This is a genomic window from Olleya namhaensis (genome assembly GCF_900114005.1).
In the GTDB taxonomy this organism is placed as follows: Bacteria; Bacteroidota; Bacteroidia; order Flavobacteriales; family Flavobacteriaceae; genus Olleya; species Olleya namhaensis.
Genome location: NZ_FORM01000004.1, coordinates 14,501 through 36,408 on the forward strand (window position 1 = coordinate 14,501; position 21,908 = coordinate 36,408).

At 33.5% G+C, this 21,908-nt stretch carries 21 protein-coding genes; 15 read left to right on the top strand and 6 right to left on the bottom strand.

Annotation, left to right across the window (positions count from 1 at the left end; translation table 11 throughout):
• Window positions 1-2: 2 nt before the first annotated feature.
• From dnaJ to BMZ09_RS07345, 13 genes are all read left to right on the top strand, one after another.
• A complete protein-coding gene (gene dnaJ, locus BMZ09_RS07285; RefSeq protein ID WP_090839000.1) occupies window positions 3-1,127 on the top strand; it encodes a molecular chaperone DnaJ in 1,125 nt (374 codons plus the stop codon).
• Window positions 1,128-1,326: 199 nt separating this feature from the next.
• A complete protein-coding gene (locus BMZ09_RS07290) occupies window positions 1,327-1,545 on the top strand; it encodes a hypothetical protein (protein WP_090839002.1) in 219 nt (72 codons plus the stop codon).
• Between the two features lie 197 nt (window positions 1,546-1,742).
• Entirely contained in the window at window positions 1,743-2,666 is a 924-nt protein-coding gene (locus BMZ09_RS07295) for an ABC transporter ATP-binding protein (protein ID WP_090839005.1), read from the top strand.
• Window positions 2,667-2,668: 2 nt separating this feature from the next.
• On the top strand, window positions 2,669-3,982 hold the full coding sequence (locus BMZ09_RS07300; RefSeq protein ID WP_090839007.1) for an ABC transporter permease: 1,314 nt from the start codon (window positions 2,669-2,671) through the stop codon (window positions 3,980-3,982).
• A gap of 11 nt (window positions 3,983-3,993) precedes the next feature.
• Window positions 3,994-4,944, top strand: a complete 951-nt coding sequence (locus BMZ09_RS07305) for a mechanosensitive ion channel family protein (RefSeq protein ID WP_090839009.1) — start codon at window positions 3,994-3,996, stop codon at window positions 4,942-4,944.
• 11 nt (window positions 4,945-4,955) lie between these two features.
• Window positions 4,956-5,840 carry a DUF6268 family outer membrane beta-barrel protein gene (locus tag BMZ09_RS07310; RefSeq protein WP_090839011.1) on the top strand — a complete coding sequence of 295 codons (885 nt, stop codon included), beginning with the start codon at window positions 4,956-4,958 and terminating at the stop codon, window positions 5,838-5,840.
• Window positions 5,840-7,003, top strand: a complete 1,164-nt coding sequence (locus tag BMZ09_RS07315; RefSeq protein ID WP_090839013.1) for a sigma-54-dependent transcriptional regulator — start codon at window positions 5,840-5,842, stop codon at window positions 7,001-7,003. The genes BMZ09_RS07310 and BMZ09_RS07315 overlap by 1 nt, the downstream gene beginning before the upstream one ends.
• Before the next feature lie 6 nt (window positions 7,004-7,009).
• Window positions 7,010-7,888, top strand: coding sequence for a PPK2 family polyphosphate kinase (locus tag BMZ09_RS07320; protein WP_090839015.1), 879 nt, complete (start codon window positions 7,010-7,012; stop codon window positions 7,886-7,888).
• A 222-nt stretch (window positions 7,889-8,110) separates the two neighbouring features.
• A complete protein-coding gene (locus BMZ09_RS07325) occupies window positions 8,111-9,508 on the top strand; it encodes a M20/M25/M40 family metallo-hydrolase (protein ID WP_090839018.1) in 1,398 nt (465 codons plus the stop codon).
• A gap of 3 nt (window positions 9,509-9,511) precedes the next feature.
• A complete protein-coding gene (locus BMZ09_RS07330; protein ID WP_090839020.1) occupies window positions 9,512-9,979 on the top strand; it encodes a hypothetical protein in 468 nt (155 codons plus the stop codon).
• Window positions 9,980-10,040: 61 nt separating this feature from the next.
• A complete protein-coding gene (locus BMZ09_RS07335; RefSeq protein ID WP_245741107.1) occupies window positions 10,041-10,577 on the top strand; it encodes a M23 family metallopeptidase in 537 nt (178 codons plus the stop codon).
• Between the two features lie 2 nt (window positions 10,578-10,579).
• Window positions 10,580-11,146 (top strand): hypothetical protein, encoded by a 567-nt coding sequence (locus BMZ09_RS07340; RefSeq protein ID WP_090839024.1) that lies wholly within the window; start codon window positions 10,580-10,582, stop codon window positions 11,144-11,146.
• 2 nt (window positions 11,147-11,148) lie between these two features.
• Entirely contained in the window at window positions 11,149-11,526 is a 378-nt protein-coding gene (locus BMZ09_RS07345; protein WP_090839026.1) for a VOC family protein, read from the top strand.
• Here the strand turns inward: BMZ09_RS07345 and BMZ09_RS07350 are convergent.
• The 3 genes from BMZ09_RS07350 to lysA form a co-directional block, all read right to left on the bottom strand.
• Window positions 11,523-11,921: a response regulator gene (locus BMZ09_RS07350; RefSeq protein WP_090839028.1), complete on the bottom strand. Its 399-nt coding sequence runs from the start codon at window positions 11,919-11,921 to the stop codon at window positions 11,523-11,525. The genes BMZ09_RS07345 and BMZ09_RS07350 overlap by 4 nt on opposite strands.
• Window positions 11,914-13,413, bottom strand: coding sequence for a sensor histidine kinase (locus BMZ09_RS07355; RefSeq protein WP_090839031.1), 1,500 nt, complete (start codon window positions 13,411-13,413; stop codon window positions 11,914-11,916). Before BMZ09_RS07355 ends, BMZ09_RS07350 begins: the two co-directional genes overlap by 8 nt.
• Window positions 13,414-13,689: 276 nt before the next feature.
• Window positions 13,690-14,898, bottom strand: coding sequence for a diaminopimelate decarboxylase (gene lysA, locus BMZ09_RS07360; protein ID WP_090839501.1), 1,209 nt, complete (start codon window positions 14,896-14,898; stop codon window positions 13,690-13,692).
• A 199-nt stretch (window positions 14,899-15,097) separates the two neighbouring features.
• On the opposite strand from lysA, the gene sucC reads away from it, so the two are divergent.
• On the top strand, window positions 15,098-16,288 hold the full coding sequence (gene sucC, locus BMZ09_RS07365) for an ADP-forming succinate--CoA ligase subunit beta (RefSeq protein WP_090839032.1): 1,191 nt from the start codon (window positions 15,098-15,100) through the stop codon (window positions 16,286-16,288).
• Between the two features lie 36 nt (window positions 16,289-16,324).
• Here the strand turns inward: sucC and BMZ09_RS07370 are convergent, their stop codons facing one another.
• Window positions 16,325-16,645, bottom strand: a complete 321-nt coding sequence (locus BMZ09_RS07370) for a DUF1456 family protein (protein ID WP_090839034.1) — start codon at window positions 16,643-16,645, stop codon at window positions 16,325-16,327.
• Between the two features lie 475 nt (window positions 16,646-17,120).
• On the opposite strand from BMZ09_RS07370, the gene BMZ09_RS07375 reads away from it, so the two are divergent.
• Window positions 17,121-17,522 carry a hypothetical protein gene (locus BMZ09_RS07375; RefSeq protein ID WP_090839036.1) on the top strand — a complete coding sequence of 134 codons (402 nt, stop codon included), beginning with the start codon at window positions 17,121-17,123 and terminating at the stop codon, window positions 17,520-17,522.
• On the opposite strand, the gene uvrB is transcribed toward BMZ09_RS07375, so the two are convergent.
• Window positions 17,519-19,522, bottom strand: a complete 2,004-nt coding sequence (gene uvrB, locus BMZ09_RS07380) for an excinuclease ABC subunit UvrB (RefSeq protein WP_090839038.1) — start codon at window positions 19,520-19,522, stop codon at window positions 17,519-17,521. The genes BMZ09_RS07375 and uvrB overlap by 4 nt on opposite strands.
• Window positions 19,523-19,577: 55 nt before the next feature.
• Window positions 19,578-21,908, bottom strand: coding sequence for a T9SS type B sorting domain-containing protein (locus BMZ09_RS07385; RefSeq protein WP_090839040.1), 2,331 nt, complete (start codon window positions 21,906-21,908; stop codon window positions 19,578-19,580).

The following is a 21,908-nucleotide window of genomic DNA, read 5'->3' on the forward strand; positions in this document are numbered from 1 at the left end:
GTATGGCTAAAAGAGATTTTTACGAAATATTAGGTATTAACAAATCAGCGACACAAGCTGAGATAAAAAAAGGGTACCGTAAAAAAGCAATCGAATTTCATCCAGATAAAAATCCGGATGATAAAGACGCTGAGTCTAAATTTAAAGAAGCAGCTGAAGCTTATGAAATACTAAGTGACGAGAATAAAAAGGCACGTTACGACCAATATGGACACCAAGCTTTTGAAGGAGGCGGTGGCGGTGGCTACAGCGGTGGTGGTATGAATATGGACGACATCTTTAGTCAGTTTGGAGATATCTTTGGAGGCGGAGGCTTCGGAGGAGGTGGTTTCTCTGGTTTTGGTGGCGGACAACAGCGTCGTGTTAAAGGAAGTAACTTACGTGTACGTTTAAAACTAACACTAGAAGAAATTGCTAATGGTGTTGAGAAAAAAATAAAAGTAAAACGTAAAGTTCAAGCACCAGGAACTACATATAAAACGTGTAGTACTTGTAATGGTTCTGGTCAAGTTACTAGAGTTACAAATACTATTTTAGGACGTATGCAAACGGCATCTCCTTGTACAACTTGTGGAGGAGCAGGTCAAACTATAGATAAAAAACCTAGTGAGGCAGATGCACAAGGTATGATAGCTAAAGAAGAAACTATTCCTGTAAATATTCCTGCAGGTGTAGTAGATGGTATGCAGCTTAAAGTTTCTGGTAAAGGTAACGAAGCACCAGGTAATGGCGTTTCTGGAGATTTATTAGTAGCTATAGAAGAAGAAGCGCATGAGTCTTTACAACGTGAAGGAGATAATTTACATTATGATCTTTATGTAAGCTTACCAGATGCTATTTTAGGTAACTCTAAAGAGATTGATACAGTTACTGGAAAAGTGCGTATTAAGATTGAAGCAGGTATGCAATCAGGAAAAATATTACGCTTACGCGGAAAAGGTATTCCTAGCATAAACGGTTACGGAAAAGGAGATTTATTAGTACATGTTAATGTTTGGACGCCAAAAACGTTAAACAAAAAACAAAAAGATTTCTTTGAAAGTATGCGTGAGGACGAACATTTTTCACCTAAGCCGGAACGCAGTGATAAGTCGTTTTTCGAGAAAGTAAAAGATATGTTTTCTTAATTTAAACAGTATCTTAGTTATATGATTAGTAAGAAAATCCGCTGTAAAAAGCGGATTTTTTTTGCCTTTTGTTTAACTATTTAAATCATTTAACATCTTAGTTTAATAAAAAATATTATATTTGATATATCGCTAGCCTAGCTAGTGATAATTTTTCTTTTTCATAGCAATTTTTTCCCATCCTTTATTTATTTAAAGGGTGGGTTTTGTTTTTAATAAGACTTTTACTTTTGAAGCGCATAGCGCGAACAAAAATAAACTAGTCGAATTAATCCCAACGCAGGTTGGGATCCAAGATGGTAATAGGGGGGCTTTTACTTTTGAAGCGCATAGCGCGAACAAAAGTAAATTAGTCGAATTAAACCCAACGCAGATTGCAATGCAAGATGATAGCAGATTAACCTTTAATTTCTACTAAATACTTTTTCTAATTTTTGGATGCTAGTTATAGCTAAGGTGATACCTCTGGTGTAGTTGTCTTAAAGATTAAAGTGTTTATAATAAAATTGGTTACACCTAGTTAAAAATAAGTAAATCTATTACGTTACTATTTTAACATTTTCTATATTTACAAAGCGCGCTATAAGCAGTCGTACTAATCAATTTTAAAAATCTATGAGCAACCTTTTAGAGGTGCATCAAGTATCTAAGAATTTTGGAAACTTTACTGCACTTAATAATGTGTCTATAACTGTGCCTAAAGGCAGTATTTTTGGTTTACTAGGACCGAATGGAGCAGGAAAAACAACTTTAATTAGAGTTATTAACCAAATAACAATGCCAGATTCTGGACATGTTTTGTTAGATGGAGAAGCCCTTAAAAATCATCATGTTAGAGATATTGGCTATTTACCCGAGGAGCGTGGTTTATATAAGTCTATGAAGGTTGGAGAGCAAGCGTTATACTTGGCACAACTAAAAGGAATGCAAAAGGCAGAGGCTAAAAAACGACTAAAAATGTGGTTTGAGCGTTTGGAGATTGGAGATTGGTGGAATAAAAAAATACAAGAGTTATCCAAAGGTATGGCTCAAAAAATTCAATTTGTTGTTACCGTTTTACACGAGCCTAAATTATTAATCTTTGACGAGCCTTTCTCTGGATTTGATCCAATAAACGCTAATCTAATTAAAGATGAGATTTTAAGACTACGTGATAATGGAGCAACTGTTATTTTTTCTACACACCGTATGGAGTCTGTAGAAGAGTTGTGTGATCATATAGCATTAATACATAAATCTAATAAAGTATTAGACGGTAATTTAATGGATATTAAACGTCAGTTTAAAACTAATACATTTCAAATAGGTATTAATCCTAATAATAGTGGATTAGAACAAGAGTTAGCTAGCAAGTTTAGTGTTACGCCAGCCGAATTTAAAACACTTGGTGACGATTTAAAACTTAATATTAAGTTGTCAGATAATGAATCTGCTAACGACTTATTAAGCTATTTAAATAATCAAGGACAAATTTCTCATTTCGTAGAAGTTATTCCTAGTGCTAACGATATTTTTATTCAAACTGTAAAGAATAACTAATTATGAATCATCTTCCACTTATTATACAACGCGAATACTTAACCAAGGTTAAGAACAAATCATTTTTAATAATGACTGTACTTAGTCCGTTAATTATGATTGCGTTAATTACTGTTGTGATGTATTTATCACAAATGAATAACAATAAGCAACGAACAATTTCTGTTTTAGACGATTCAGGTTTTTTAACTGAAGCGTTTATAGATACAGAAAACACAAAGTATAATGTGTTAACGGGACTTACACTTGACAATGCTAAAAAGCTAGTCGAAGAACAGGGTAATTATGGATTGTTGCACGTTAATAAGATTCAGAATTTTGACAATGTAGGCAGTGCTGTTCAGTTTTATTCTGAAGAGTCTCCATCACTTTCTGTTATTTCTTCTTTAGAAAATAAAATAGAAAAGGAGCTTACTAATCAAAATATGGCTCAAAAAGGAATTGACTTAGCAACCATAAAAGCGTCTAAAATTAGTATTGATATTGCACAAGAAAACTTTACAGGTGTAAAGTCTTCTAAGATAGATAGTGTTGTTAAACTGGCATTTGGTGGTGCAGCAGGTTATCTGTTATTCATGTTTATTATTATTTACGGTAACATGATTATGAGAAGTGTTATTGAAGAAAAAACAAGTCGAATTATAGAGGTTATAATTTCTTCAGTAAAGCCAATACAATTAATGTTAGGTAAAATTATAGGAACGTCTTTAGCCGGAATTACTCAGTTTGTAATTTGGATTATTTTAGGAGGTGTTTTACTAACGGTTGTATCGGCTATTTTCGGGATAGACTTCGCGCAAGCGCAAACACCGCAGCAAGAGTTAATGCTTCAGGCTATGGATAATCCAGGTACGGGAGAAAAAGTACAAAGTTTATTTACAGCTTTTTATAATTTACCGTTAGCCAATTTGGTTATTGCTTTTCTACTGTTTTTTATTAGTGGGTACTTGTTATATGCCTCTTTATATGCAGCAATTGGTGCAGCAGTAGATAACGAAACAGATACACAACAATTTATGTTGCCTATTTTAATGCCATTAATTTTAGCAGTTTATGTAGGTATGTTTACAGTAATTGAGGATCCACATGGTACGGTAAGTACTATATTTTCGTTTATACCGTTTACATCTCCAGTTGTAATGTTAATGAGGATACCGTTTGGAGTGCCAATTTGGCAACAAATAGTGTCGTTGTTATTACTAATAGGGACATTTATGGGAACTGTATGGTTTGCAGCAAAAATTTATAGAGTTGGTATTTTAATGTACGGAAAAAAACCAACGTATAAAGAGTTGTTAAAGTGGATTAGATATTAATAAATAATAGAATGCAAGAGAGTAAAGTCGCAGACAAAATTGAGGAAGGTGTAGAGAAGATGGGGGATGCTATTGTTGATAGTTCTGCTTGGGAAAAGCTTGTCGAATTTTTAAATATTAAGATCTATACATTTACAGATAATCAAGATCAGATCACAGGTATTTTAAAAGTAAAATATTTACTGCTTGTTATTCTTGTGTTATTGCTTACAACCTATGTCTTACGCTGGGTAAGAAAGCTAGTAACTCAAAAATTACCAATAGAAGATAAAGCAAAGTTTGTAACTGTATTTTCGTTTGCGCGTTGGATTATCTACGGTATTGTTTTTTTAGTTGTAATAGACTCTTTAGGAATAGATATAACAGCAGTTTTTGCAGCTTCAGCAGCATTATTAATTGGTGTAGGTTTGGCTTTGCAAACATTATTTCAGGATATTATTTCTGGAGTGTTTATACTTGTTGATCAATCTGTACATGTTGGTGATATTATTGAAATAGATGGTAAGGTAGGACGTGTTGAAGAGATTAAATTGCGTACCACAAGAGCTGTAACTATTGATAATAAAGTATTGGTAATACCTAATCACTTGTACTTAACTAATAGTTTGTATAACTGGACTCAAAACGGGTCGACTACTAGAGAGTCTGTAGATGTTGGTGTCGCTTATGGAAGTGATGTAAACTTGGTTAAAAAGTTGTTATTGGATGCAGCCAAGTCTAGTAAATTAGTTTTCAAGCAACCTGCACCGACAGTCTTATTTACAGATTTTGGAGATAGTGCATTAAATTTTAGAGTCGCTTTTACTATTGAGGATAGTTTTAATTCTAGAATTCCAAAAAGCGAAATCAGATTCGCAATTGACAAACTGTTTAGAGAGCATAATATTACCATACCATTTCCGCAAAGAGATGTCCATATTATTCAAGATAATAATCAAAATAACTCAATATCAATCAAATAATTAGTCTGTTTATGCAAAAGCATTTTAAATTTTTCTTGTTTGTCTTTGTCCTAATAAGTGCTGTTAATACTGCTAATGCTCAGTTAACAGATTTAGCACGTGTAGAGTATTCTTATATTCCAAAAAATAATTCTGAAGACAGTTTTGATAGGTTTAGGTTTCTATTAAATTACCCTATAAAAATGAGCGAAGATGCTTACCTTTTAATTGGTAGTGAGTATAGTAGAATTACATTAAACTTGGAAGATAGTTACCCATTTCCAACTTCTAATTTAAGACGTTTGCATGTTTTAGATTTTAATTTAGGATACACTTTTAAAATGTCTGAAAATTGGAGATTTGGCGCAAAAATAACACCAAGATTAGCTTCTACTTTACGACATAAGATCTCAGGAGACGATATTTTTTTAAACGGAGGGGTTTATGCTATTAACGATAGGACTAAAGATAAAACGGCTAGCAAACCTTATAGATTAGTTTTAGGGCTTACCTATAATACTACAACTGGTATACCATTACCACTACCTTTTGTTAGTTATTTTAGACGTGTTAACGAGAAATGGTCTTATAATTTAGGAGTGCCAAAAACTAATGTAAAATATTATATAAACGAAAATAATATTATCCAAACCTTTGTAGGGATTGATGGTTATTTTGCCAACACACAAGAGCGTTTTTCAATTGATGGTAAGGAAGCGGATAGCGTCTCATTATCATTAGTATTAGCAGGTATTGGATATGAGTATTGTTTTACGGACCATTTAGTATGGTACGCTTATACAGGTTACACATTAAGTATGAGTAATAGGTTGAGAGACGAGAACAGAGAAGATGTATTTAAGCTTGACAACGTCAATACATTTTATTTAAGAACAGGATTTAAATTTAAAATATAATGCCAAAAATTTTAGTAATAGAGGACGAAGCAGCAATTAGGAGAGTATTAGTTAAAATCCTTTCGGAGGAAAACGATACCTATCAAGTAGAAGAAGCTGAGGATGGATTAGTTGGTATCAATAAAATTAAAAAAGAAGATTACGATTTAATTCTGTGTGACATTAAAATGCCAAAAATGGATGGTGTTGAGGTGTTAGAAGCAGCAAAAAAGATTAAACCAGAAATACCAATGGTAATGATCTCTGGTCACGGAGATCTAGATACAGCTGTAAATACAATGCGTTTAGGGGCTTTTGATTATATCTCAAAGCCGCCAGATTTAAACCGTTTATTAAACACCGTACGTAACGCGCTAGACAGAAAAGAATTAGTTATAGAAAACAAAATTCTAAAAAGAAAAGTTAGCAAAAAGTATGAAATGATTGGTAATAGCGACGCTATTTCTCAAATCAAAGATATTATAGATAAAGTGGCTCCAACGGATGCAAGAGTTTTAATAACTGGACCAAACGGAACAGGTAAAGAGCTTGTAGCACACTGGTTACACGAAAAAAGTACACGTGCAAAAGCACCAATGATAGAGGTTAACTGTGCAGCAATACCGTCAGAGTTAATAGAAAGTGAGCTTTTTGGTCACGTAAAAGGGGCGTTTACAAGTGCAGCAAAAGACAGAGCTGGTAAATTTGAAGCGGCTAATGGCGGAACCATTTTTCTTGACGAAATTGGTGATATGAGCCTATCTGCTCAAGCAAAAGTATTACGTGCTTTACAAGAAAGTCGCATCCAACGTGTTGGTAGCGATAAGGATATAAAAGTAAACGTACGTGTCGTTGCAGCAACCAATAAAAATTTAAAAAAGGAAATCGCAGATGGTAATTTCCGTGAGGATTTATACCACAGATTAGCAGTAATACTAGTTAAAGTGCCGGCTTTAAACGAGAGAAGAGAGGATATCCCGTTATTAATTAATCATTTTTCCGCAAAAATTGCAGAAGAGCAAGGTACTGCACATAAATCATTTTCGGCTAAAGCCATAAAATTATTACAAGATTACGACTGGACAGGTAACATTAGAGAGTTGCGTAATGTTGTAGAAAGATTAATAATATTAGGAGCAGCAGAGGTGAGTGAGCAAGACGTAAAATTATTTGCAAGTAAATAAAACAGCATGAAAGACATCCAAATTAAAGATCATAAAATCACTTCAAAAATTAAGCTTAGTGACCTGCCAAGTAAATTGGACTTAGAAGCAGACAAGGACACTACAGAGGACGCTTTGCGCAAAGTAAGACGCCAACTAGGTAAACTGCAAGACACCATGTATGCACACGGTAAATATTCGGTTTTAGTATGCTTACAAGGTATGGACACGTCAGGAAAAGACAGTTTAATACGCGAAGTCTTTAAAGATTTTAATGCCAGAGGTGTTGAGGTAATGAGTTTTAAAGTTCCGACAGAATTAGAGCTTAAACACGACTACCTTTGGAGGCACTATATAAAGCTTCCGGCACGTGGTAAATTTGGCGTTCATAACCGTACACATTATGAAAACGTTTTAGTAACACGCGTCCATCCTGAGTATATTTTAGGAGAAAAATTACCGTTTGTAAAAAGTATTGATGATGTAAACGAGGCCTTTTGGGACAAACGTTTTGAGCAAATCAATAATTTTGAAAAACACTTGACAGACAACGGAACACTGGTTTTTAAATTCTTCATGAATCTGTCAAAAGACGAGCAACGTAACAGATTACTGCGTCGTTTAGACAAGCAAGAAAAAAATTGGAAGTTCTCAGCAGGCGATCTAAAAGAACGTAAACTTTGGGACAAATACATGGATTGTTATCAGGATGCCATTAACAGAACAAGTACAGACTATGCGCCTTGGTATAACATTCCTGCAGATGATAAACCTACAGCACGATTGGCTGTAGCGCAAATTTTATACGATACATTAAAGCAATACACAGATATAAAAGAGCCAGATTTGGACGATAAAACCAAAGCTAATTTACATTTGTACAGAGAGCAATTAAATAACGAATAGTATAATTAGGGCGTTACCACAAGGGTCGCGCTTTCCATTATATCTTTTTTTGCCATTTGTGGCAGCAAAAAAAGGATGCCATTTCAATCGCTAACGCAAACCGCATGATCTTAAAAAACAACTAAAGCGGTTAATCAAAATAAAATAGGAGGCCTGATAGGATTAAATTTCTATCAGGTCTTTTCATATATAAATACTATCTTTAAAGTAAAATTACCAACCATGAAAAAACTAGCAATTCTTTTTGCATTATTACTATCCATTACCGTCTCAGGACAATCGGATCAAGACGCATTAAAAACTATTTACAGCCAATCATTAACTAATGGTAAAGCTTACCAATGGTTAGACCATTTGTCTAATAAAATAGGAGGACGTTTGTCAGGATCTGCAAGTGCAGAAAAGGCAGTACAATACACAAAATCTGAATTGGAGAAATTAGGACTAGACAAAGTATGGTTGCAAGAAGTAATGGTTCCAAAATGGGAGCGTGGCGCAAAAGAAGTCGCGCACTTTACAACCAATAATACAACCTTAGATGTTAATATTTGTGCATTAGGAGGTTCTGTAGCAACGTCTACTTCAGGATTGGAAGCACAAGTAATAGAAGTTAAAAGCTTTGAAGAGCTAGCGGAACTTGGAGAAAAAGTAAAAGGAAAAATAGTGTTTTTTAATGGCGCTATGAATCCTGAATTAATACACACGTTTGAAGCTTACGGAGGGTGTTCTAAACAACGTTATGCAGGTGCTTATGAGGCTGGTAAACTAGGAGCAGTTGGTGTAATTGTCCGTTCGTTAAATTTACGTCAAGACGATTTGCCACATACAGGAAGCATGGGGTACATGGATTTGCCAAATGAGCAACGTGTGCCATCTGCAGCAATAAGTACAAATGATGCTAATAAATTGTCAGAAGCTTTATTAAAAGACAATAATTTAAAATTCTATTTTAAACAAAGTTGTCAAGTATTTGAAGATGTTTTATCATACAATGTTATCGGAGAAATTACGGGAAGCGAATTTCCAGATGAGTTTATGGTTGTTGGAGGACATTTAGACTCGTGGGATTTAGGAGACGGATCTCATGACGATGGTGCAGGAGTAGTACAATCTATGGATGTTATCAGGTTATTAAAAGAAAGCGGTATCAAACCAAAACGTACTATCAGAGTCGTGTTATTCATGAATGAAGAAAACGGATTACGTGGTGGAAAAAAATATGCAGAAGAAGCGAAACGTAAAAATGAAAATCATGTCTTTGCTTTAGAGAGTGATTCTGGAGGGTTTTCTCCTCGTGGGTTTAGTTTTGATTGCAGTGAAGCAGCATTAAATAAAGTGTTAGGTTGGGAGTCTTTATTCAAACCTTATTTAATTCATTATTTTGAAAAAGGGTATAGCGGAGCAGACATTGGTCCATTAAAAAATGAAACAATTGTCATGGCTGGTTTACGTCCAGATTCTCAGCGTTATTTTGATCATCATCACGCAGCAAACGATACATTTGACGCAGTAAATAAACGTGAGTTGGAGCTTGGTGCAGCAACAATGACAAGTTTAGTGTATTTGTTTGATAAATACGGGACAAGTAATATCCCTCAGGTTAAGGAATTTAAAGATTAGGAATTGGATTTTTTAACTTATTTATTAGAGAGTTTTTTAGAGATCTATCTGTTTTTTGCCGATTATAAATTTTGGAAAAAGAAAAAAGCACAACGTAAATACGAAAAGGAACATGGGCTGCCCAAACAGCTTATGATTTATCCGTCAGACAAAATAATGTTAAGAATGTTGTTGTTGCTTGTAGTATTGATTATTCCAGTTTGGTTTCTGTTTTCCATAAATAAAAACCAAAATGCAATGACTAAGCAGATGACGCAGATTCATGAATTGCTAAAGGCCGAAAAAAAACAATTCAATACATACCCAAAACAGTTAAACACAATTATTAGAAACAACCCTCTACATAGAGACTTAACTTTAGATGTATGGGATAATGCGTTTTATTATGTTGTCACAGAAGATGGTTTAACTTATTCCTTAGTTTCAAAAGGACCTGATGGTATTCTAAATACAGAGGACGATGTGGAATAACCATAAATTGCTGTTTTTATTTTGTGTGCTTTTTTTTCAATGTAAAAAAGAAAGAGAAGTTATGGTCGGTATTAAAAAGCAAAATATAACAGTAGATGCGCTAAAACTTAAAACAGTGGAGGTGGACACTTTTAAAGTGACTAATGGTTACGATTTTCCTGTAGGTAAACCAGATGCAAAACAGTATTACAATGCGCAAGGCTTTCAAGAGAATTATCATTTAGGAGATGATTGGAATGGTGTTGGAGGCGGTAATACGGATTTAGGAGATCCGATATATGCTATAGCAAATGGGTATGTGTCTTTTGCAGAAGATATAAAAGGTGGTTGGGGTAATGTGATTAGAATTGTACATTATAATCCTGATCAGTCTAAAATTGAATCGGTATATGCACATTGTCAATCCATATCAGTTGCAAAAGGCCAATACATTACAAAAGGAACTGTTATTGGGACGATTGGGACAGCGGATGGTGCATATTTAGCACATTTGCATTTAGAGGTAAGAGATGCTCTAAACATGCCAATTGGTCCAGGGTATTCTTCTGACACAGAAGGGTATTTAGATCCAACAAATTATATTAATAATAATAGATAAAAATGAAAACAAAATTATTTTTTATAACCTTAATTATAACAACTACAATGCTTTCGCAAACCAAAGAGTTACCCTATTATGAATTACCAGAAGCATCAAAAACGTTTACTGCTGGTACAGTAGCAGCAAGACAAGTAGATGCTTTAGGATTTCGATTTTATCATGCTACTGATGGATTAACGGAATCAGATTTAGTTTACAAGTCATCTGATTCTGTTAGGACAACGGGAGAAACGGTAAAGCATATTTATGAGCTATCAATAATCGTTTTAAATTCGACGTTAAAACAAGAAAACGTTAAGGACACCACTGTGTTGGATTTTGAAGCACAACGTAGCGTAACGTTAAATAATTTAAAACAAGCAGCTGATATATTAAGAGCAAGTGAAGATATTTCAGAATTTGAAATCATATTTGGATCAAGTAAAATTCCGTTTTGGAATAATATTAATGGTCCAATAGCAGATTCTATATGGCATTGTGGCCAAATAGCATCATTTAGACGGATCACAGGAAACCCAATCAGTCCAAAAGTGAATCATTTTTCGGGTAAAGTAAAACAAGATTAAGCATGAATAGACCAATATTACATCAAATTCATCCCGTTTTACCGGTACAGAATGTGTTAGCTGCCTTATTTTTTTATACTCAAAAACTTGGGTTTGAAATCGCTTTTGCGGACGATCCAAAAGATCCAAAATACGCAGGTATTAAACGTGACCATATAGAGATTCATTTACAATGGCGAGACGATAAGGATTGGGATTTTAATGTAGACAGACCAATGCTTCGTATTGTAACGCAATATGTAGATAGTTTATTTGAAGAGCTAAAGGATAAAGAGGTGTTTCATCCAGAAACAGCTGTAGTGAATACAGATTGGCAAACTAGAGAGTTTGCGTTTTACGATTTATATAAAAATGGATTAACCTTTTATCAAAATATTTAGAGACATTTACGTTTTATTTCTTGTAAACTTTGATTATTAAGCGGTTTGCTAATATAACCGTTAACTAAAGTATTAGTTGTTGCTTTTCTAATATCTAGATTGTCCACAGAAGAGCTTGTTATAAAAATGGGAATGTCTTTATTAAAATTACTAATTTTAAATGCTTCTAAAAATTCCCAACCATCCATGATAGGCATATTTATGTCTAATAGGATTACATCAGGCAAATTGTCTTTTTTATTTTGCATAGTAATTAGCCCATCTAATGCTTCTTTTCCGTTTTTAAATACAAGTTGATTATCCGAAAAATTATTTATTTTCAATAGTTTTCGGACAGCAAAAGTGTAAATAGGATCATCGTCGATGATACAAATTAAGTCTAACGAATTATTCATAATTAAAATAGATTATAAATTTAGTACCTTCTCCTACAGTACTTTCCACTTCCACTGTTCCGCCCAGTGCTTCAATCTGATTTTTTACAATAAATAGCCCAAGTCCTCTTGCTTCTTTATGTTTATGAAACACGTTATACATTCCAAATAGTTTGGTGCTATGCTTTTCTAAATCAATACCTAAACCGTTATCAGTGATAGAATACATAACATGAGATTCTGTTTGTAAGGCTTCAATTTCTATTTTAGGGTTTACACCAGGTCTTTTATATTTAATAGCATTGGTTAATAGATTTATAATAATGCTATCTAAATAAGCAGGTATGGCTTTAATTGTAATGTTTTTATCTACAGTAATGTCTAAGTCAACTTGGTTTGCGATTATAACACCATTAATAGTGCTTAGTGCATTATTGGTATACTGCAGTATATTTAGGGGCTCTAGTTTGTTGTTGTCTAATGAGTTATATATAGCAACATCATTCAAGTTTTGAATGGTTTCGTTTAGGTTTTCAACAGCTTGCTCGATTAATGGAAAATATTCGTTAGTAATAACTTCAGGATATTCTTCTTTCTTTAATTTTAAAAGCATGTCTAAATTACCACCATGTGATCTTAAATTATGAGATACAATATGGGCAAAATTTAATAACCTTTCGTTTTGCTTAGAGCTAACCGTTAATAGGTCCGTTATTTTATTTTTTCCTTTTTTAATTTCTGAGATATCATTAATATTCGCAATAAAATGTTTTGGTTTTCTATCGCTATCCCTTACTATTGTCAGTGACAAAATACAATGTACGCTAGAGCCATTTTTATGTAAATAACGTTTTTCAATTTGATAATTATCTAATTGGTCAGAAAGCATTAGTTTTAATTCTTTTTGTCCTTTTTTTTGATCGTCTAAATGGGTATGTTCTTTAAAATGTGTGTTTAAAAACTCCTGTTCTGAATAGCCTAACAGTTTGCATATACCATGATTTACTTTTAACCAATGACCTTCTAGACTTAGTAATGCCATCCCAGTTAGAGAATAGTCAAAAAGCGATCTAAACTGTTTCTCTTTAATAACGGTTTTTTTTGTTTCTAAAGTTTTTTCTGTAATGTCTTGAAATATCCCTCTAATTCCGGTGCAAATATTATTTTCCCATTTAGGATGTCCTATTGCTCTGACCCATTTTTCGTTTCCTTTAGCTGTAACAATTATAAACTCGTCATCAAATTGTTGTCCAATTTCTAATGCAGCTTGAAATAGAAGCGTTATTTTTTCGCGATGTGAGCCTTCCTTATAAAAAAAGATAGCTTGACTAACTTCTGGAGTATAATCTGCTGCTACTTCGTGAATTTTTTTTGTGAAAGAGCTCCATTTTAAAGTATTAGAAGTTACATCAAGGTCCCAAGAGCCAATAGCTAATGAGTCTTCAATTGTAGATAAAAAATCTTTATCATGGATTTCGTCTGATAATATAGTAGGGGACGTATCAGTAGACATGTTTAAGGGATTAGGGATAATATTTTAAAAATTTAACAGTAATTGGCGGGGAAACACCATTAACTGCGAAACTAACACTTTTTTTAGATTAAAAGCATTTTTATCGGTTAAAAAACACTGTATTAGGCTTTTAAAAGCCTTTTTTTAACACTTCACCGATTATTGTTAAAAATAATTATTATTAAATTTAGTTATAGTGCTCTGTAAATTAGTCTTTTATGTTAAAAAGCCATTTCTGTTTAGAAATGGCTTTTTTTTAACTTAATAGATCAAGTATTACTTTAAATCAATCTCTATTTGATTATGTAATATGTCTTCAAAAGTTTCTCTTTTTCTTATTAAATGGGCTTCGCCATTATAAACTAATACTTCAGCAGGCCTGCAACGCGAATTGTAATTACTAGCCATAGAGTAGCAGTAGGCTCCAGCGTTACTAAAAGCTAAAATATCACCTTCATTTATTTCTGAAATACGTTTATTATTAGCAAACGTATCTGTTTCGCAGATGTAACCTACAACACTGTAAAAGCGTTCGCGTCCTTCTGGATTTGAAATATTTCTAATACCGTGTTGTGACCCATAAAGCATTGGTCTGATTAGGTGATTAAAACCACTATCTACTTGAGCAAAAACAGTTGATGTCGTTTGTTTTACAACATTAACGTTAACTAAAAATTGACCAGCCTCACTGACTAAAAATTTACCTGGTTCAAAAGCCAAGGTTAAAGGTTTACCATATTCTTCGCAAAAATCATTAAACCTTTTGCTTAGCTTTTCGCCAAACTCCTCAATATTTGTTTCAATATCTCCAGCGCTGTAGGGTACTTTAAATCCAGATCCAAAATCTATAAATTCTAGACTTTTAAAGTTTTTAGCAGTTTCAAATAGTATTTCACTTGCGTATAAAAACACATCAATATCTAAAATATCACTTCCAGTATGCATATGTATACCGTTAATATTCATTTTTGTGTTTTCTACAATTCGTAATATATGTGGTATTTGATGTATGGATATTCCAAACTTACTATCTATATGTCCCACAGATATATTAGTGTTTCCACCTGCCATCACATGCGGATTTATTCTAATACATACAGGTGTTTTAGGATGCTTAGTTCCAAATTGTTCTAAAATGGATAGATTATCAATATTAATTTGGCAACCTAATTCTGCAACCGTTTCTATTTCCTGTAAAGAGACACCATTAGGGGTAAATATGATGTTTTCTGCATCAAAACCAGCAGCAAGTCCTAATTGTACTTCCTGTAAAGACACAGTGTCCAAACCAGAACCTAGCTGTTTCATTAACTTTAAAACCGAAATATTTGATAATGCTTTAACAGCATAATTAATTTTTACTTGGTCTACGGATTTAAAAGCAGACGTCAAACGTTGGTATTGTGACGTGATAATGTCTGCGTCGTAAATGTATACAGGACTCCCAAAGTCCGCTGCTATATCTAGTAATTGGCTGTTTTGCATCATGTAATTTTTAGTCAAAGATATTTTTTTAAAGACATTAAAAAATTAAATTATAATAATATTACACATTTAAAACAAATTGTTAATTATTTAACAATTTATAAATTCTTCATTTTGTTAACTTTTTTCATAATTAAATATTAGGGTAAGTAAATGTGATTATTTACTTTTGTTATTCTAAAATTTTACTCTAAACAAGATGAATTTACACGAATATCAAGGAAAAGAATTATTAAGCAGCTTTGGCGTACGTATCCAACGTGGTATTGTAGCACAAAATGCTGAGGAAGCGGTTGCTGCAGCTAAAAAATTAACTGAAGATACTGGAACAGGATGGCACGTTGTTAAAGCGCAAGTTCATGCTGGTGGACGTGGTAAAGGTGGTGGAGTTAAGTTGGCTAAAAACTTAGACGCAGTTAAAACTATCGCTGGAGAAATTATAGGAATGGATTTGGTAACACCTCAAACTTCAGCAGAAGGTAAGCGTGTGCACCAAGTATTAATATGTGAAGACGTATACTATCCTGGAGATTCTGAGCCAGAAGAATATTATATGTCTGTATTATTAAATAGAGGTAATGGACGTAACATGATTATGTATTCTACAGAAGGTGGAATGGATATTGAAACTGTTGCTGAAGAAACACCACATTTAATTTTTACTGAAGAAATTGACCCTGCAACAGGAATCTTACCTTTTCAAGCACGTAAAATTGCTTTTAACTTAGGTTTATCAGGAGCAGCTTTTAAAGACATGACTAAATTTGTAACAGCATTATATACTGCTTACGATAAGTCAGACTCTTCATTATTTGAAATCAACCCAGTTTTAAAAACTAGTGATGATAAAATAATGGCAGTTGATGCTAAAGTAACAATTGACGATAACGCTTTATTTAGACATAAAGATTTAGCAGCAATGCGCGATTTACGTGAAGAAAATGCTATTGAAGTAGAAGCAGGAGAACAAGGACTTAATTATGTAGACCTTGACGGAAACGTGGGTTGTATGGTAAATGGTGCTGGTTTAGCTATGGCAACTATGGATTTAATTAAGCAAGCAGGTGGAGAGCCAGCTAACTTTTTAGATGTTGGTGGTACTGCAGATGCAGCAAGAGTAGAAATTGCTTTCGAACTTATTTTAAGAGATCCAGCTGTTAAAGCAATTTTAATTAACATTTTTGGTGGTATCGTTCGTTGTGATCGTGTTGCTCAAGGTGTAATTGATGCTTACAAAAACATGGGTAACATTAGTGTACCAATTATTGTACGTTTACAGGGTACTAATGCAGATATCGCTAAAAAATTAATTGACGATTCTGGATTAGATGTAATGAGTGCTACAGAATTCCAAGAAGCAGCAGATAAAGTACAAGCAGTATTAGCTTAATACTTTAATGTATATAATAAAAAAAAGAGCAACTATTTAGTTGCTCTTTTTTTGTGACTTATTGTACGTTTTATTTAAGTCTATTTTTTTAGGTTTCGCTTTCGCGGAATCATCGCCAGATGGTTTCTCTCCTTTTTTAGGCATTGGTCCTCTTAAGTGAATCACTAAGCCATTTAAAAAGTTACGTAAAATCTGATCTCCACATTCTACATAGTTAGGATGATCTTCTCTTCTAAAAAGCGCATTTAACTCTGATTTGGTAATCCTGAAATCTACTAAAGCTAAGATATCTACAATATCAGTATCTCTAAACTTATGAGCTACTCTTAGTTTTTTTAAAATATCGTTGTTTGTCATTATTTAAATTTAAAGTGTAAAAGTACAAACTTGTAAAGTTATAAGACCTAATTTACGTTTAATTTTGCTTTTACAAAATAATTAGACTTCTAAATATATACTTTGTATGTTTTAGACTTTACCGTTTTTAATAGTAATAGAATATCACTTTTATAATCAAATAGTCCGTTTCTAGCGTTTTGTGATTTAGTGGTCAATAGCGCTATGTTTTATTATTCGATTTTAAAGTAGAAAATATGTAGTGTAAAAGCTAACTTATTTTTTAGCAGCAGATTGCGCCTTTTTAGTGAGGCTATAAAGCGTAGAAAAATAAGATTAAAATCTCACTAGTTTCTTTTTTAATAAATCTATTTAGGATAGAGGTAGCTAAAGTAACGTTGTATAACGCTCATTTTTTCGATAAGCGACTAATTTTCAACGATTATAAATTAGGTTTTATTCCTAACTTTATACAGTATTATTTATCCCCAGAGTTATGCCTAACAGAGTTGAAAAATTAAGCCTATTATCAGAGATGATCGCTTTTGCAAAAAGTGATGACAGATTAAAAATGGTAGAGTATACCTTTTTATTGTCAGTAGCGCAGCAATTAGATGTTTCAAGAGAAGATTTTGACTATTTAATTAACCATCCCGTAAATCGTAGACCACTTAAATCTCATAGCGAGCGTATAGTACAATTCCATAGAATGGTATTGCTGATGCATGTGGATCAAGAACGTACCAAATCAGAATTAGCTAAGTTGTACAATTATGGACTTAGAATGGGATTAAGTCACGACTCCATAACTAGAGTGTTGTATTTAATGGAAGGTTTTCCTGATATGATGGTCCCTGCTGAGGTTTTGATAGATATATTTAAGGTACAGTATAATTAGACTTTCAAGTCTTCTAATTTACCCTGATACATTTTTATTTCGTCACGCAATTTAGCCGCAATAATAAAGTCTAATGCTTTAGCAGCAGCCTCCATTGTTTTACGTTTTTCTCTAATTTTCTTTTCTAATTCACCTTTAGACAGATACTCGCTTTCAGGTTCTGCAGCTCTTGCAGCCTCTAATTCATAACTATAAGTACTTACAGAGTTTTTTCCTAATGCACTGTCTAAACTTTTATTTAAAGCTTTTGGAGCTTGGTTATTAGCGGTGTTGTAAGCTATTTGTTTTTCACGTCTATACTCAGTTTCATCAATAGTTTTTTGCATACTTTTAGTAATCTTATCAGCATACATAATTGCTTTTCCGTTTAGGTTACGTGCAGCACGACCTACTGTTTGAGTTAATGATCTTGCCGAACGTAGAAAACCTTCTTTATCCGCATCCAAAATAGCTACCAAAGAGACTTCAGGTAAATCTAAACCTTCACGAAGTAAGTTTACACCAACCAATACATCATAAATACCTTTACGTAAATCTTGCATGATTTGAACACGCTCTAAAGTATCTACATCACTGTGTATATAATTTACACGGATATTGATTCGGCTTAAATATTTAGTCAGCTCTTCTGCCATACGCTTGGTTAAGGTTGTTACCAAAGTACGTTCATCTTTTTCTATGCGTTGTTGGATTTCTTCAATTAAATCATCAATTTGATTTAGACTAGGTCTTACTTCAATAATAGGATCTAATAAACCTGTAGGGCGTATTACTTGTTCTACATAAATACCATCTGTTTTTTGTAATTCGTAGTCAGCAGGTGTTGCACTAACATAAACTACTTGGTTTTGTAAGGCTTCAAACTCTTCAAATTTTAACGGTCTGTTGTCCATGGCAGCAGGTAATCTAAAACCATAATCTACTAAGTTTTCTTTTCTGCTTCGGTCACCACCATACATGGCATGTACTTGGGATATGGTCACGTGACTCTCATCCACAACCATTAAATAGTCATCTGGAAAATAGTCTAACAAACAGAATGGTCTAGTTCCGGGATCACGACCATCAAGGTAACGCGAGTAATTTTCGATTCCAGAACAATAGCCTAATTCGCGTATCATTTCTAAATCAAATTCCGTACGTTCCTTTAGACGTTTTGCTTCTAAATGTTTACCAATTTCTTTAAAATAATCATATTGTTTTACTAAATCGTCTTGGATAGATTTTATAGCATTTTGCAGAATGTCTGGAGAGGTTACAAACATATTTGCAGGATAGATTGTTAGTCTATCATACTTTTCTACAATTTCGTTGGTTTGAATATTAAAAGATTCGATTTCTTCAATTTCATCTCCAAAAAAGTGTACTCTAAACGCATCATCCGCATAACTAGGAAAAATATCTACTGTATCTCCTTTTATTCTGAAATTACCATGTTTAAAATCGGCTTCCGTACGGGAGTACAAACTTTGTACTAATTGATGTAGTAATTTAGTACGGGAAATTTGTTGATCAACCTCAATAGAAATTACATTTTTCTGAAACTCGACAGGATTTCCAATACCATACAAACAAGACACGGACGCGATAACAATAACATCACGACGACCTGACAATAGGGAAGAGGTTGTGCTTAAACGCATTTTCTCGATCTCTTCGTTTATAGATAAATCTTTTTCTATATAAACTCCTGAGGTTGGTATGTAAGCTTCCGGTTGGTAGTAGTCATAGTAAGATACAAAATATTCAACCGCATTCTCTGGAAAAAACTGTTTAAATTCAGAATACAATTGCGCAGCCAATGTTTTGTTGTGAGCCAATACCAGGGTTGGTCTTTGGGTCTCCTCAATAACATTAGCGACTGTAAATGTTTTACCAGAACCAGTAACACCTAATAAGGTTTGGTACTTGTCTTTATTGTCCAAACCAGCCACTAATTGCTTAATAGCTGAAGGCTGATCTCCGGTAGGTTTAAATTCTGAATGTATTTTGAATTTCATATGACAAAATTACAGAATAATACGCAGTTATTTCTTTAAAGGAAGGTTAAAGGTTTTAGCGCTTTAAAGTAAAATGTCCTTTTACAACAACACCATCTTTAAGTTGTAATTGGTACCAATAATCACTTGTAGGCAAGGGTTGGCCATTTAGAGTACCATCCCAACCTTGAGCTTCCGGAGTTATTACATAAAGCAGCTTGCCATAACGGTCAAATATTTTAATGTCTAAATTGGCGTTAAAATCTGGAGTTATACCTACAGGTTTCCAATATTGGTTATAAATGTCTCCATTTGGTGTGAAATATTTTGGAAACCCTAAAATAGCAATAGTTTGCTGTATCAATCCGCATCCATTTGATTCTCGAACATAAACAGTATGTATTCCGGCAGGGATATTTAAAAATTGATTAGAATTTTGAAAACTAATAGTGTCTAAACTAAATTCAAAACTGCCCGTATTACTTAAGTTTACAGTAATGGTATTGTTAGTTGTTTGTTCTGAAACGTCAATGTTTTCTATAATTGGTACTTGAGCGGTAGTTACAGTAATATCTCTTGTGTTTGAGCAACCATTTGGATTTGAAATTACAACAGTATACGTCCCCGTTTGGTTGACGTTAATTGAAGCTGTATTAAGATTAATGTCTACTCCGTTTAGTAACCATTGATAGTTGTAATTGTTAGGCGCGTCATTTAAAATACCCCCTTCTAAAGTGATGTTTTCAGGGTAATTATCCGGACAATAGCTTATGTTTTCATTAGCTAATATCATAGGTGTATTTAAAACATCTAATTGGACTTCGGTTAGCGCATAGCAATCGTTAGTGTCTGTTTTTACACGTACAATAATGGTTTGCATGTCTTGTTGTGTGTTTTCAAAATTAATTGGCAACGGATTGCTTTCCGCGAAAGCGTTATCTAGAGTACTATAAAAAGTTATTGTCGCATTAGTTGGTACTTCTGTTTGTATTTGTGTAACAATAGTGTTTAAATTGAATGTAGAGTAACCATCAATAACAGTATCATCACAAGTTTCAACCGTATATGTTGGTAGTGTGTTGTTAGCAGTGCTTAATGTTATTTCTGATAATGTTGTACAGCTAGACTGATTACTTGTGATAACTGCAAAAATGATTTGATTTGTAGTCGTATTTTGATAGTTGTCAGGATTAGTAATGGTATTAATTTGCTGTTCTGCATCTGTTTGAGACGTGTAATAACCATCTATAGACAAGCTGTTATCCCCATTTGTTATTGCAATATTGGCTTCTAGTAAATTAAAATAGGTAATGCCATCAGGATCTAAATCACATTGTAAAAGCGTGGTGTTAGATACGTTTAAGGGGGCTTGCTGCTCTATAATAAGCTGACCGTAACTTATGCATCCGTTTTCTAAAGTAACTTCGACATTATACACGCCAGACTCTTGAGCGATTAGTGTTGCATTATTTTCTGAGGTTAATAGTACGTTGTCTTTAAACCAAGCGTAAGTATTATTTCCTGATTGAAACGCATCTAGTGTTACAGAACTGTTAGGGCATAATGCGTTATTAGTATCACTTAATAAGTTAGGGCCCAAATCTGTGGTTAGCTCAAAGCTACCGGCTTCTAAAAAAACAGCAGAATCATATCTGTAATTCTGTTCATCAGCGATCACTAATTTTACCTGATAGGTCGTGTTAGGCGTTGTGATAGCATTTGCGGATAGTACTTTTGTTTGACCATTAAAATTAATTGGAGAGGTGGTGTTATTCCAACTTCCAAAGTAAAATTGATTTTCGGCAGGACAACCACCAGGTATTGCAGGATGGACAGTGGTTACTTTTACAGGTGTTTGTGTTTCTGGTACTAACGCGATATTTTGATAGTCTAATTGTCCGCTTTCGCGAATTAAAAAACCAAATAAATCCGAATATTGACACGTGTTAGAATTACCTTCTTGATACTCTTCTGAAGCAAAAATATAGTTGAAGCTAATTTGCGTGGTCGTTGCAGTAAACTGAAACTCTATAACGGTAGCATTAGTAGTATTATTCTCGTTTAAAGCGGTTTCTAAATCAGAATCACCTAACCAATTTGTGGCATTATCATCACTTAAAGTTGTGTTAGGACCGTTTACATTATTAAGACGTCCTGTACTTAATACAATCCCACTTTGAAAAGGAAACGTTGTACCCGAAGCATCAAAATATCCATAGCTTTTATCTGTACTTCCAAAATTACCACCGATAACATTAGTGACTTGTACATTGGTAATACAATTACTATCTATTAAAATATCCTCTATTAATTGCTGTGCAGAATACGTTTGAGAATCTGTGACAACATTTTGTGCAGACACAAAAGCTGTAGACAACATTAGAATAAAAATAATTACTTTTTGCAT